Genomic DNA, 12,737 nt, shown 5'->3' on the forward strand with positions numbered 1-12,737 from the left:
CGGGGTTACGAGACCGGCCGGTTGAGGAGGGCCGTGAAACCGAGGCTACGGCACCCAAGCCAATGATGAGGTGTTTCAAGGCCGACGGCGCCCGCCTAGGGGCACGGCGGCACTATATCCGCTATGAGCTTGTTGAACGTCTCGCCCAGCTTCTCGGGCAAGCGTGTCACGAGATCCATGTCAGTGATTATACCCGCTAGTCTACCATCCTCCACGACGAGTATGCCACCAATGCCAGCCAATGCCATGAAGTCCAGAGCCTCTTGCAGACTCATACTCGCGTCTATGTGGACGGGGTGCATGCGCGCCACGCGGCTTATCGGTGTGGCAAGTACCTCTTCGTCCTTGCCAGCCTCTAGTAGCTTCACCGTCTCGCCCCGCACGAGGAACCTTATGAGGTCTCTAGCCGTTACGATAGCGACTGGGCGTCTCTCCTCGTCAACGAGCGGTAGGTGGCGGAAACCACCCTCAGCCATGAGCCTTATGGCGTCTCTGACCGTAGTCCCCTCGAGCGGCGCATAGACGATGTCTCGCGTCATGATATCTTTGACGTTCAACCCCATCCCGATGAAACTATTGTTCTTGATCAGGTTGGCGAGATGCTCCTCGTTGACAAGCCCGAGTATCCTATCATCCCTCGAGACGACCGGCAGAGCGCCAATACCCTTAGCTCTCATTACCCGGAACACATCATGAACCGTAAACTCTCCATAGATTAGCGTCTCTACGGGTCTAACCGCAACACTAGATACATCGGTCTGGACCAGAGCGTCCATTATGCTTCTACCCTCGGAGACTATACGGTTGATGAAGCGTATCACGTCACGCACCGTTAGTATCGCCTTGACCCTTCTTTTCGAGTCGACGACTGGCAATTGGCGCAAGAACCGGTTAGACAAGAGGCGCAATGCGTTGTAGAAAATGGACTTATCATCTACGAACGCCGGCGGGGGGTAAACACCAACTATATGGCAGCGTGGCATTCGTATTCCCTGAGACTGAAACAACAATCGAGTTAATAAAACATGGTAACGTCATGTTCTAGTGCAAGGGCCGGCGCCATAAGCAACTCTAAGCTTCTCGACTAGAGCTTGTGGCAACCTCGGTTGCTCGACGGCCTCGACAGCCTCCCTAAGCTTCTCCCTAGTTCTGGCCGCGACTACGATGCTGTGCACTGGTATCGTTGAGAGTATGAAGCGTATGGCTATCTGTGCGGGTGTACTCTGCTCGAGGACCTCTGCGAACTCGGCCTGCAGCACGTTCTTCATGAACTGGTATGTGGCGAAGGCCCAGCGGTACCAGCCCCGCTTCCTCTTGCCGCCTGCGTACCACTCCTCCCACTCCCTAGCCTCGCCCTCCTCGAACGACGAGAGACTCTCGTCAAGAATGCCACCTGCGAACGGGAGCATTACAACTATGCCTTTGCCTGCCGCCTCAGCCTCATAGGCTATGGTCCTGCCAGGCTCCTGCTCAAGCATGCTATAGGCGAACTCGACAACCTCCGTCTGTCTTCTCTTCATAGCCTCCCTCGCGGAGGCGAGAAGCTCCGGGTCACTGGGGTCGAGGGAAACGCCGAGGTGCTTAGCCAGGTTCTCTTCGCGGAGAGTATCCATGGCCTCGTATATCGCTGGCTCGCGTAGAACCTCTAGAGGCGGGTTGTGCATATAGATCAGGTCGATGGGGCATTTGCCTATCCTTTCGCAGCTCCTCTCGGCGGCCGTCACAAGATACTCGGGGTCGAAGCGCTTCCGTGGCCTCTCCGGCGACCCGTAGAAGTCGTAACCAATCTTTGTGGCGATGATAACCTCCTCCCTCTCATCCCCAAGAGCCTCGCCGAGAATACGCTCAGCCTCACCACGGTCGTACACATCCGCGGTCTCAAAGAAGTTGATACCAAGCCTCCTAGCCTCCCTGATGAGGCCCACCAGGTCGCGCTTAGAGAGGCCCTGGTAGGGGCCACTATGCAACCCATACACGCCATAGGCTATCAACGATACTCTTAGCCCGGTGTCGCCCAGGGTAGTATATCTCAATGCGACACCCTCCCAGGGTATACCCTAGCGCCTCCTAATTAAACTATGGTAGGGTATGCCCCTCTAGGCAGCATACAGTGATGCCCGGCGTCGTGTATGGCTGTGGTATGGCAGGGCGGTTGGGCTGGTGAGCGATAACCGCGGGGGTGATGCGCATCCCCTAGCATGGGGAGGTGGTTGTGAGCGAGGCGCTACCGGTCTTCGAGGCTGGGAGACTCACGGGATTCGTCGCGTCTAGCGCTGACTTCACAGTGTACGGGAGGGTTGGCTCGGGTAGACGCCTCTACCTGTGGAGTGGTGGTGCTGCTGGTCCCGTCGAGTGGAGGGTATACGAGGTTGAGGGGTTCCGCGTCGAGCCTAGCGTGTGGGCGGTCTACGCGCCACTCGAGGCGTGGAGGAGGCTTGGGAGCCTAGAGGGGCTCGTATCGTGGCTTGCGCGGGAGGCTGGCCATCGACTCCAGGGCAAGAAGCTCCTACTCTCGTTTAGCGGCGGGAAGGACTCGACAGCCGCGTTGATAGTCTTGGACGCCCTCTACGAGAAGATAGACTTCAAGTTGGAGGTTGTCCACGTCCACATGCCATACCTTGAACCAGAGTACCACGTGGACGAGGCTCTTCGGCTCGCATCGAGACTCGGGTACAACGTAGAGGTTATCGAGCCGCCCAGGAGGGTGCTAGCCAGGAGGCTGCTCGAGGAGGGACTCCCCTGGAGAAGAGCCAGGTGGTGCACCTACTACAAGACCAGACCGCTAGAGGAGCACTTCGAGAGGATACAAGCCGACTACATGGTGGTTGGCGATCGTATCGGCGAGAGCCTTATGCGCTCCAAACGCCTCCGCGCCGATACGCTCTTCGAGCGTAACCGCTTCGAGCCCATAAAGCACCTAACGCTTATCGACGTAGTGTTGCTCGTTAGGAGCCTCGGACTCACACACCGCGACTACCAGGCGGGGCTGACGAGGGTATCCTGCCGCTACTGCCCCTACAAGAGCCTCGCCGAGATGCTCATAGACGAGAGGCTGGGTGGCGACGAGGACCCCGGCCTCATCGAGGAGGTTTTGAGAAGAGAGTGGAGGCGCTGGTACCACGACATACCGCTCGAGGAGTTCCTCTCAGAGCACTACTGGAGGTACACACCGAGAGTAGCCAGGGCGTTCCACCGGCTGAAGCGGCTCCTCAAACCGGAGCCCGAGCTAGACGCGAGGAGAGCTGCGGAACTCCACTCAAGCGTCTGGACCACGCCCATAGAGGCTCTAGAGTCGCTACCGCTCCTGGAGCCCCCCGAGTGGAGGCTCTAAGCGGGTCGGACCCGCCGAGGAGCTCCTCACCAGCTCGGCGAAAGGGCGTCCCTCCTCACACCCGATTAAACCATACACAAACCACCCGGTTTTGAAGGCGCGCCGCGCTCGAGGACATACATGAAGATAGAGCGGTATCACTCCGCCTCGTGCCGGTGTTCGTGGCGCGCAGCGCCTGCCAGGTATAAGGCTCTTTCCCGGGGTTACTACCGGTAGAAGTTACGGGTGGTTAGAGGTGACTGGCAGCGGTTACAACGGCGCAGAGAGGGTGTTGGAGAGGCTGATAGGCGTCCTGGAGAGGCTGGGGTACGGGTACCACGTGCTAGAGTACCCGGAGAACCGCAGGCGACGCAGCATAGACGTCCTCGTGGCTGGTGGCGGTAGACGCGTCCTCATAAAGGTGGTTGAGGACGTCGCGAGCGTGCGCCGCGAGGACGTCAAGGAGCTTAGGAGTGTTGGTGGCGTGTTAGGAGCATCTCCGCTGCTAGTAGGTGACCACGAAAAGGGCGAGAAGCTCGAGGACATAGTAGCCTACGAGAGGATGGGCATCTACGCGCTGAGCCCAGAGGGGTTCGAGAGGGCAGCTTCCACCGGCATCTTCGTCGTGAAGAAACGCGGCAGGTTCTACATGAGGCTCGATGCTGGCAAGTTCAAGGAGGAGAGGGAGGCCCGCGGCCTCAGTCTCGGTACAGCGGCGGATCTCCTCGGGGTCACGAGGAGAGCGGTATACGAGTACGAGAGGAGCAACATCGACGTTGACCTAGAGAGGGCGCTCAGGATACTCGACGTGTTTGGCGAGGAGGTGTTCAGGCCGATAGAGGTGTTCCGCGTCGAGGAGCCGAGGAGTGAACTCAGGAATCTGGACGAGGAGGGTGAGAGGGCGATAGCAGAGAGGATAATGGAAGCAGGCGGTATAGTAGTGCACGCGAAGAGGACTGTCGTTGACCTCGCGGCTAGGCTCGGAGAGAGGACATCAATCATAGTCTACGAGCACCGGCGCGAGAGGACGGACGGGGTGATTAGGCGTGGCGAGGAGGCGGCAAGGATAGCCGAAGCTACAAGTAGCGAAGTGATAGCGATTGTCGAGAGAAGCGAGACAGCCAGAGACCTAGAAGCACTAGGCCTTCACGTCATCCGGGGCTCCGAGGCACCCGACGAGATAACAATCAGGCTGCGCGAATACCACGAGGGCCTCTAAGCCTATGGGAAGTGTCTCCACGGCTTCAACTGAAAATCTTGTATATGCTCAACCCTGGGCATCCCAGATACCTGTGGTATTCCTCGCACGCTTCCGTACCCAAGACCAGCCTAGCTCATTATCGCCCCGGCCTGGGAACCCGACGCTCGGCCGACTGAGGCGGCCCGACAATGATACTCGATGAGGAAGTATTTGCGGTGATACTGGCTGTTGCTGTAGTCGCATCGGTCTTTGCGGCAGTACACGTGCTCGACCTTAGGCCTAGCGAGCCGTTCACAGCGATAGGCTTGCTCGACGCAAACTGCAAGATAGGCGAGTATCCAAGAGAGGCGCTCATAGGCTCCAATGTCACCCTATGTATCTTCGTGGATAATCACATGGGACGACCCATATACTACAAGGTCGTGTATCGCATCGCTGCCCCAGAGACACTCCCGACGAATACCACCCCCTCTCCCGAGCCCAAGCTTCTAGAGTGGCGTGGCGTGCTCGGCAACAAGCAGAACACCACGTTCATAGTGCACGTCCCGGTCGCCCACCCGAAAGCCAGCGCGAATACTAGCAGAGTAGCCCTCGTGTTTGAACTCTGGATTTACGATACGGAGAGAAACCAGTGGATATACACGGGTAGATGGGTACACCTCTACATCAAGCCTGTTGCCGTGCGAACAGGGTGAGGCTCCACTGAAGACCCTAGAGGAGATCGTACGAGAGAGACTAGCGAGGCACAAGAGCCTCTACGAGACCTTATACAGTGTATACCGTGACGTCCGGGAAGGCAAGCTCAAGCTCGTTGACCCGGAGCCCCCAACAACCCTCGCCCAGTACCTAAGGCGACTCGACTACAGCCTATGGTTCTGGACCACAGCGGCGCTCATAGCTGCCGCGATAACCTCAATATGGGCGAGTAGTGTTGCTCCACAACTCCTACCACTCCGCTACATACTCGGCACGCTATACGTACTCTTCATACCCGGCTACGTGCTAGTCGAGGCCCTCTACCCGGAAGAGAAGAGCCTAGCACCCCTAGAGCGCCTAGCCCTCTCAATAGGCCTATCCCTGGCAATCATACCACTCATAGGCCTACTCCTGAACTACACACCATGGGGCATACGCCTAGAGCCAATAGTCACGAGCACAGCAGTGTACAACACAGTGCTCCTCCTGATAGCCGCCTACCGCAAGCTAACCATCGTGAGGATGGAAGCCGAGGCGTTAGGGATAGCGGATCGTGACGGTAGACGAAGAAAACCGGGAGATGATGCACTTGCGGCTCCGGTATGAGCCTTAGGCTCTACTCTCGTCAGCTGCCTTTCCCGGTGCTCCCGCTCTCCTGCTGGCCACCGCTCTGTTGCTCTTTGGCGGCCTCCTGCTGCTTCAACTCCTGCTCGAGCTTCTTAAGCTCCTCCTCAATCTCCTTCTCGATCTCCTCAATAGGCTTTGGTGGCGGGGTAGTCGCAAGAGTGTAGCCTATCCAAGCCAGAATACCGCCTATCACTGCTATGGCGGCAAAGGCGGTTATCTTCAACAGCAGCAGGCTAATCTCCCTGCCAGCGAAGAACAGGAGATAGCCATACATGGCTATGAATGCCAGCGAGCCTAGCAGTAGAACGGCTCCAATAGCCTGGTCTCTTCGCACATGCAACACCTCTGCCTGCAGACCACCTATAACAGTACGTGTTTTCTAAAAAGTGTTCTTAACACCCGGTATCATGCCATCATGATGTAGGCATGGTAACCAGTACGCCGTGGCATTACGATGCTGTTGTTCAAACGCGGCCTGGTCGCCTAGAGGACATGTCTAACTTTGCAGATGTCGTTACAGCAGGGCGCCGCTGATTGTGAGCACATCGCCGGTTATGTAGGGGTTCTCGATGGCGTCTAGGACTAGCTTGGCTACCTCCTCGGGCTTCGCCAGCCGCGCTACCGGCACCTCCTCCTCGACCCAGTCTAGGTCCCCCCATACTCGCGCCATGTCGGTGTCGACGCCGCCCGGCGCCACGGCGAACACACGTATACCATACTCGGCAAGCTCCTTGGCAACGGCCATACTCCAGGCTATCAGGGCGGCCTTGGCGGCCGAGTAGTGGCTTGCAAGAGGCTCCGGTCTCAACCCGAGCACAGAGGCGATGTTGACTATCACGCCCCTCCTCCTTTGAATCATGTGGGGTAGGGCGGCTTTCGCGACGTTAAGAGCGCCGTAGAAGTGGACCTCTATCATCCTCTGCCAGTCTCGCGGCTCCATCTCGGCGAAGGGCTTAGGCTCCAGAATACCCGCGTTATTAACCACAACATCCACACGGCCCCAGCGCTCAACCGCGGCCTCCACGAGACTCTTGGCCTCCTCCCACCGAGACACATCAGCCCTCACGACTAACGCGTCAGAGCCAAGTTCGCGGATACTCCTGGCAACCTCCTCGGCAGCCTCACGGGAACGCACATAGTTCACCACGACGCCAGCCGCGCCACGCCTAGCCGCCTCCAGAGCAATAGCACGGCCAATACCCCTGCTAGACCCCGTCACGATGAATACAGAGCCACGAGCCTCCAAGGCAAACCTCCAGAAGCGGAGACACAGAGACACGACCAAGGACTTACCGCGAAACCCGAAAACCCACCCCATCGAGCGTCGCAATGCTCACACAACTCTAGACCGGATCGTGTGGCACCGGGACTAAACTGAAGCAAACGATGATCTACTCCACTTGTACCTCAAAACCCTCCTCGGTGTCCCCACTCTCACACACTACGAGCACCACTGCAAGCAACGCCAACAGTACAGCCGCGAGTGCACCCAGACCCACGAGAAGACCCGGGGCACGCGCAACACGCAACAGTGTGAGCACAAAGGTCACGCCCAACGCCACGACTACTATCACAACAAGCTTGAGGAGCATCGTAGCGAGGGGCCTGCACGACACGGGCACGTCGAGGCACGCCCCAATTGGTAACAAACCTCCGACACCGCGAGCCAAAAAGAGGGTCATGGCGAAGATGGGCAAGGCCCACAATTGCTGCAGTTAAAATAGCCTCGCTGTGCCCACTAGATACTATCGTATGGTGGGGAACGTGACAAGAGCAACTGTGCTCAAGGCGCTACGCCTGTTGACAGTGCTGGCCGCTATAATCGCGATAGTCTTTGTCGCGATGGTCGCGATGAGCACATACCAGCTTGATGTAGGCGAGGCAGCTGTGATAATCGATCCGGTACAGGGCAGGATAGTCGGCGTGGTGTTCGGACCACACTTCGGATTCAAAATGCCATGGCAGGAGATTCGCGTGATACCAGTTTCCGTCCAGACGGTGCTGCTCGAAGACCAGAGCGCTGTCATAGCTGTGACTAGGGATGGCGCCAGGGTGCCGGTAGAGATACAGGTGCGCTACGAGGTGAGGAAAGACCCGGCAGCCGTCAAGTACCTGATACAGAAGTATCCGGAGAACCCACACGAGCGCATCAAGAGGGAGGTTATCGAGCGCGCGGCTTACGAGGCCGTTAGGAGCGTTATCGGCAAGTACAACCTGGTGGAGATAGTGCCGCGTATACAAGAGATATCCGAGGAGATAGCGGCGTACCTGAAGCAGCTGCTACTCGAAGACCCGAGCGTCAAAGCAGCCATAGACATAGTGGACGTGGTAGTCAAGAGCATCGACATCCCGAAGGAGCTAAGCCAAGCCATACTGAGGAAGCTGGCCGCGCAGCAGGAGGCGGAGGCCGCTAAGTTCGAGGCGCAGAAGGAGATTATCCGCGCGGAGATGGAGGCCAAGAAGAAGATAATCGCCGCCAACGCTACGGCAATGCAGCAGATTATCGCTGCCAGGGCGGAGGCGGAGAAGCGCGTCATAGAGGCTAACGCTACGGCGCAGAAGATGCTGATAGAGGCCATGGCCCAGGCGAAGTCGGTCGTGGAGCGCTACCGCGGCGAGGCAGCAGCGATAAAGGCGATAATGGAGGAGCTGAACGTGACCGCGGAGGAAGCAGCCAAGATATACTACTACATCAAGATGATAGAGTTGTACCGAGAGGTGCTCCCAGAAGCCCTCCGCAACGCGAGCATAACGCTCCTAGTCACGCCCAGCGGAAACCAGACGCTACCACTGGTAGGCGTTATACCACTACCTTCACGCTAATCGGTAATCGAGGAGATAAGCGCTCGCGGGCACGCTCCATTTTACAACCGCCCTTGCCCAGTCTATACCCGGTGATACCTTGTCAACCAGCGGTTATACCCTATCGTCCGCCAGGCGCACATACTCTTCTACTATCCACAGTGGGCACTACACACGGAGCATCTAGACACAGTGTGGCTTAGACTGGAGCCGGGTGCCTAGTACCATGGTTGGTCATCGCTCCTATTACCCACATATACTCCCCTGGTGCCCGGAGTTGAACAACCAGATGTAGTGCGGAGATGTAAAACATTGAGACTCGTGGTTAAATGGGTATCCATAGTTAAGTTTAGAGGCGTGAGAGAGGGCGTACTGAGCAACTTAGCCGGCATAAACATCCTCGTCGGGCGCAACGGCAGCGGCAAGACAACAGTCCTAGAGGCGGTACACCTCGCACTAACGCTAACCGACAGCTTCGAATTCCTTGTAAAGAGGCGCGGCTGGTTCGGCCTAGCGTCTATAGACACACTCTTCTACAGATGCTCGCGTGAGGCGCGCATTATCGTCGAGCTTGCAGACCGTACACGGCAGGAACTGTCGTTGAGGGTAGAGAGGCGCGGAGAAACAGCACGAATGGTTAGGCTGGAGGCCCGGGGGAGACGAACTGGAGTATCGGACATCCTCGTGTATAGGGATGGACGGGTGGTGGCAAGTAAACTGGGGGTAGCGCATAACAGCTTCCTAGTCGACTGGAACATAGCATCTAGCCTAGGCGCATCCGAGAGCATCTATGCCGAGATGCTTGTTCACGGCGGTTTCTCTGCGAAAGAGTTCCTCCTCGACATGCTGAGGAGTAAGACGGGTAGCGTTAGGAGCGTAGAACCGATTAGAGTAAACAACGAGTGGATACTCCACCTGGTCTACACGGATCACGCGATACCATACTACGTCGCGGGGGACGGCATACGATACGCGCTAGCCTGCCTAATGACGCTAGTCGCTCATCGCGACTCTGTCCTGCTTCTAGAGGAGCCAGAGCTTCACCTACACCCGGGGCTCATGAAGCTAATCGCACATGCAATCATAGCATCGTACCGTCGACGTGGCAACCAAGTGTTTGTCTCGACGCATAGCGTAGAGCTGGTAGACATGCTCGTGAGAGAGGCAGCGAGGAACAATCTAGGGGACAACGAGTTCAGGATATACTGGCTTGCACTTGAGGACGGTAGGCTTAGCTACACCTCATACGGGTTGAGCAACGCTAGCGAGGCGCTCGAGGAGATGAAACACTGGCTATACAACTAGCGGTATAGCGGCGCGGCACGTGAAGATTTGGATAGGCCAACCATAGTCGATTGTGTAGTTGACCCTAGGCTGATGTGTCTAAGAGCCTCTTCAACCCTGGCTCAACAGCTTGACGATCTCGTCTCTCACGACTCTTTTTGGTATTAGTGTTTCTGGCATTTCCCTCTCAATAAATCTTAAGTTGCTAGCTGCATGTGTTGGTGGGCTCGCGGTGGGGTAATGGGGCGCCTCGTAGCTAACCTCCTAGCTCTCACCCTGCTAGCGCTACTGATCCTGCCGAGTCTCGCCCCGGTGGCGACCGCTGTATCCTACAAGACGCTCATAGTGAAGATTGACCGTGCGAAGTTCGACCCGGAGAGGGTGAAGGGCCTAGGCGGTCGCGTGGTGTACGTCGCCCAGCTTGCCCCGGTTGCCATCCTGGTGGTGCCGGCTCACGCTGCGGAGCATGTCAAGAAGCTGCCGGGCGTCCTTCACGTATCCGAGGATGGCGAGGTAAAGGCGTTCGCAGTTAGAGTCTCGCTAACCCAGCCGCCGCAGACAATGCCGTGGGGCGTGGACTACATTGACGCTGAGCAGGTGTGGTCGATAACGAAGGGCTTCGTAGACGTCAACGGCGATGGTGATTCCGAGATCGAGGTTGCCGTGATAGACTCTGGTGTTGACCTAGACCACCCAGACCTCGCCGATAACATCAAGTGGTGCGTAGCGGTGCTCAACGGCAGGATAAGCAACAGATGCTCCGATGTGAACGGCCATGGTACGCACGTGACCGGCACGATAGCCGCGCTTGACAACGAGATAGGCGTTGTCGGCGTCGCGCCAGAGGTCGAGATCTACATGATCAAGGCCCTCAAGAACTCTGGGAGTGGCTCCTGGAGCGACCTCATAATAGCCATTGACCTCGCCGTGAGAGGCCCAGACGGCGTGATAGACGCTGACGGCGACGGTGTGATTGTCGGTGACCCTGAGGACGACGCGCCAGAAGTCATAAGCATGAGCCTCGGTGGTTACGATCCACCACCAGAGCTCCAGGAGGTCATAGCGGCAGCCTACAGCTACGGGATCGTGATCGTCGCGGCGGCGGGCAACGAGGGTCTAGACACGCCAGCCTACCCAGCAGCATACCCCGAGGTCATAGCGGTGGGCGCCATCGATGAGAACGCCACGGTGCCAGACTGGAGCAACCGCAACCCAGAGGTAACAGCCCCAGGCGTCGACATACTCAGCACATACCCCGACGACAGCTACGCGGTGCTAAGCGGCACTAGCATGGCCACCCCACACGTGAGCGGCACAGTCGCGCTAATCCAGGCAGCCAGGCTCGCCCAGGGCCTACCACTACTACCACCAGGCACAGAGGACGACCTAACCACAGACACCGTGAGAGGCATCCTACACCTAACAGCGGTCGACCTCGGAGACCCCGGCTACGACACGCTATACGGCTACGGCGTGATCAACGCCTACGATGCGGTGTTAACCGCACTAAACAGCTAGACACGCATAAGAAACGGCAGTGATAGTCACACCTCTCTTTTTAATAAGCCTCTCTCCTTCCTCCGCCTCTCCAGCCATCCTCCGGTAGACATTCTCCAGTTTCCCGCCGATAGAAGCGCGATGGCACCAGGTGAGCAGGTGGCGAGAGAAGAACGACAGGTTTGGGAAACATACGCCTAATACACCTAGATGTAGCCCAGTGCGCGCAGCCTCTCCTTAACCTTCTCCTCATCCTCCTTGCTCATGCTCGCCTCTCCAGGCCCGGCTACCGCCTCCAGAGCCTCGCTAACCACGAACTCAATGAACTCCTCCACGGACTTAAAACCAGCCTTATCGAGCACACTCTCTATCCTCTTGACAAGCTCCTCTGAAAGCTCTACACAACGCTTCGCCATGGGCCGCACCATGTATAGACACATACGTCGCTAGTTTAAACATGTATGGCCAACCGGCATCCAGAGCTAATCAAGGGTTAGTATCTAGAACTGTTTTCACCTGCTGCTGGTTATCGAGCCGTTCGAGGCTGTGCGTAGTCGTGAGCGGCGAGTATGCAGCTCTGCTTAAAGAACGTGCGAGAGTGTTTCGTAGTATAGCGAGGCGGTTGATAGAAGAGGCGAGTTACGATATAGCCGTGTTCGCCCTCGAGCAGGCAGCACAGCTACGCGTCAAGTGTAGCCTCTCGAGGCTATTTGGAGATGCTCCAAGGATACACGGGCTTCGTGAACTCATCGGGTTGTTGTCTGCAAGACTCGCCGAGGCTGGCTTTCGAGAGGAGGCTGAACGATTGAGGCGTTTCGCTGCCGACAATAGGGGTCTTCTCTGGCTCCTCGAAGAGGCGTATACAATGGCCAGGTATGGGAGGAGGAGGTATACGCGAACCGAGGCTATAGAGCTGGATAAGCTTGTGGATGCCCTGTGGCAGATACTGGAGTGGGTGGAGTCTCGTGTCTACAGCGAGATTCATGATAGAGAGGCTTAGGAGGCTTCTTGCATGGAGGCGTTACGCTGCGATAGTCGCTGAGGCGGCCCGCGAGGCGCTCGGAGAGGTAGAGGTGTATGTTATCGGCGGGGCAGCCGAAGGGAGACTAACCGCGCTCAGCGACCTAGACGTGCTGCTGGTGTTGCCTTGGGAGCCTAGACCCGAGGAGCACGGGAGGATATCACGCATGGTGTACGAGAAGGCTGTGGAGAAGGGCCTGCCGTGGGACTACCCGTTGAACCTTCACATAGCGGGGCCCGAGTCGAGGAGAGAATACGAGAGGCTGGCGAAGCGCATGATAAGGATACTCTAGGGTCTCC

Annotated in this window: 15 protein-coding genes; 9 read left to right on the plus strand and 6 right to left on the minus strand. The window is 57.5% G+C overall.

Translation table 11 applies throughout. From position 1 onward, the window contains the following. Positions 1-95: 95 nt before the first annotated feature. Positions 96-983, minus strand: coding sequence for a CBS domain-containing protein (locus PYRFU_RS05555; RefSeq protein WP_014026658.1), 888 nt, complete (start codon positions 981-983; stop codon positions 96-98). A 51-nt stretch (positions 984-1,034) separates the two neighbouring features. Further along, positions 1,035-2,033 carry an aldo/keto reductase gene (locus tag PYRFU_RS05560; RefSeq protein WP_014026659.1) on the minus strand — a complete coding sequence of 333 codons (999 nt, stop codon included), beginning with the start codon at positions 2,031-2,033 and terminating at the stop codon, positions 1,035-1,037. 179 nt (positions 2,034-2,212) lie between these two features. On the opposite strand from PYRFU_RS05560, the gene PYRFU_RS05565 reads away from it, so the two are divergent. The 4 genes from PYRFU_RS05565 (at position 2,213) to PYRFU_RS05580 (ending at position 5,813) form a co-directional block, all read left to right on the plus strand. Then, the gene (locus PYRFU_RS05565) at positions 2,213-3,331 is read left to right on the plus strand and encodes a phosphoadenosine phosphosulfate reductase family protein (RefSeq protein WP_014026660.1); all 1,119 of its coding nucleotides are present in this window, start codon (positions 2,213-2,215) and stop codon (positions 3,329-3,331) included. Between the two features lie 235 nt (positions 3,332-3,566). Beyond that, positions 3,567-4,529 (plus strand): transcriptional regulator, encoded by a 963-nt coding sequence (locus PYRFU_RS05570; RefSeq protein WP_014026661.1) that lies wholly within the window; start codon positions 3,567-3,569, stop codon positions 4,527-4,529. Positions 4,530-4,699: 170 nt separating this feature from the next. Further along, a complete protein-coding gene (locus PYRFU_RS05575; protein WP_048191687.1) occupies positions 4,700-5,206 on the plus strand; it encodes a DUF1616 domain-containing protein in 507 nt (168 codons plus the stop codon). Continuing rightward, on the plus strand, positions 5,187-5,813 hold the full coding sequence (locus tag PYRFU_RS05580; protein WP_014026662.1) for a DUF1616 domain-containing protein: 627 nt from the start codon (positions 5,187-5,189) through the stop codon (positions 5,811-5,813). The genes PYRFU_RS05575 and PYRFU_RS05580 overlap by 20 nt, the downstream gene beginning before the upstream one ends. 19 nt (positions 5,814-5,832) lie before the next feature. Here the strand turns inward: PYRFU_RS05580 and PYRFU_RS05585 are convergent, their stop codons facing one another. From PYRFU_RS05585 to PYRFU_RS05595, 3 genes are all read right to left on the minus strand, one after another. Further along, entirely contained in the window at positions 5,833-6,168 is a 336-nt protein-coding gene (locus tag PYRFU_RS05585; protein ID WP_014026663.1) for a transcriptional regulator, read from the minus strand. Between the two features lie 180 nt (positions 6,169-6,348). Continuing rightward, entirely contained in the window at positions 6,349-7,113 is a 765-nt protein-coding gene (locus PYRFU_RS05590) for an SDR family NAD(P)-dependent oxidoreductase (protein ID WP_244403904.1), read from the minus strand. A gap of 112 nt (positions 7,114-7,225) precedes the next feature. Beyond that, positions 7,226-7,456, minus strand: a complete 231-nt coding sequence (locus PYRFU_RS05595) for a hypothetical protein (protein ID WP_167827851.1) — start codon at positions 7,454-7,456, stop codon at positions 7,226-7,228. A 142-nt stretch (positions 7,457-7,598) separates the two neighbouring features. On the opposite strand from PYRFU_RS05595, the gene PYRFU_RS05600 reads away from it, so the two are divergent. From PYRFU_RS05600 to PYRFU_RS05610, 3 genes are all read left to right on the plus strand, one after another. Next, positions 7,599-8,657 (plus strand): SPFH domain-containing protein, encoded by a 1,059-nt coding sequence (locus PYRFU_RS05600; RefSeq protein WP_014026666.1) that lies wholly within the window; start codon positions 7,599-7,601, stop codon positions 8,655-8,657. Between the two features lie 300 nt (positions 8,658-8,957). Next, positions 8,958-9,941: an AAA family ATPase gene (locus tag PYRFU_RS05605; protein ID WP_244403906.1), complete on the plus strand. Its 984-nt coding sequence runs from the start codon at positions 8,958-8,960 to the stop codon at positions 9,939-9,941. A 219-nt stretch (positions 9,942-10,160) separates the two neighbouring features. Next, on the plus strand, positions 10,161-11,438 hold the full coding sequence (locus PYRFU_RS05610; RefSeq protein WP_014026668.1) for a S8 family peptidase: 1,278 nt from the start codon (positions 10,161-10,163) through the stop codon (positions 11,436-11,438). Between the two features lie 185 nt (positions 11,439-11,623). Here the strand turns inward: PYRFU_RS05610 and PYRFU_RS05615 are convergent, their stop codons facing one another. Continuing rightward, positions 11,624-11,833: a CopG family transcriptional regulator gene (locus tag PYRFU_RS05615; RefSeq protein ID WP_167827852.1), complete on the minus strand. Its 210-nt coding sequence runs from the start codon at positions 11,831-11,833 to the stop codon at positions 11,624-11,626. Between the two features lie 140 nt (positions 11,834-11,973). Between PYRFU_RS05615 and PYRFU_RS05620 the strand changes: the two genes are divergently transcribed. Both PYRFU_RS05620 and PYRFU_RS05625 read left to right on the plus strand, forming a co-directional pair. Then, positions 11,974-12,417, plus strand: coding sequence for a HEPN domain-containing protein (locus PYRFU_RS05620; protein WP_014026670.1), 444 nt, complete (start codon positions 11,974-11,976; stop codon positions 12,415-12,417). Continuing rightward, positions 12,383-12,730 carry a nucleotidyltransferase domain-containing protein gene (locus PYRFU_RS05625; RefSeq protein ID WP_014026671.1) on the plus strand — a complete coding sequence of 116 codons (348 nt, stop codon included), beginning with the start codon at positions 12,383-12,385 and terminating at the stop codon, positions 12,728-12,730. Before PYRFU_RS05620 ends, PYRFU_RS05625 begins: the two co-directional genes overlap by 35 nt. Positions 12,731-12,737 lie beyond the last annotated feature (7 nt).

The organism is Pyrolobus fumarii 1A (assembly GCF_000223395.1).
Taxonomy (GTDB): Archaea; Thermoproteota; Thermoprotei_A; order Sulfolobales; family Pyrodictiaceae; genus Pyrolobus; species Pyrolobus fumarii.